This window comes from Opacimonas viscosa (assembly GCF_024199005.1).
In the GTDB taxonomy this organism is placed as follows: Bacteria; Pseudomonadota; Gammaproteobacteria; order Enterobacterales; family Alteromonadaceae; genus Opacimonas; species Opacimonas viscosa.
Window position 1 is genome coordinate 1 of record NZ_JANATA010000337.1, and the last position, 233, is coordinate 233.

Consider the following 233-nt stretch of genomic DNA (forward strand, 5'->3'; position numbering starts at 1 on the left):
TGTTGGCTCAGGTTCACGTGTTCCCCTGTTAGCTCATAGGGACTGCGCATTAGCAGGTCAAATCGATTTGCTGTCAGCATAACAAATAAACCCTCATACCGGCTGCCGTAAACGATTCTGAAATGTTTATCTTCAAGAAAACGAGATGTTGACCAGCCGACGCCCTGACCAAACGAAAACTGATAGAAATCCTTCAGAGACGATACTTTATTTAGTGCAGGCAGAATGTTTGG

General features: G+C 44.6%; 1 pseudogene. It reads right to left on the reverse strand.

The window, feature by feature from the left end:
- A pseudogene (locus tag NLF92_RS13825) lies at positions 1-233 on the reverse strand (hypothetical protein); the annotation flags it as partial.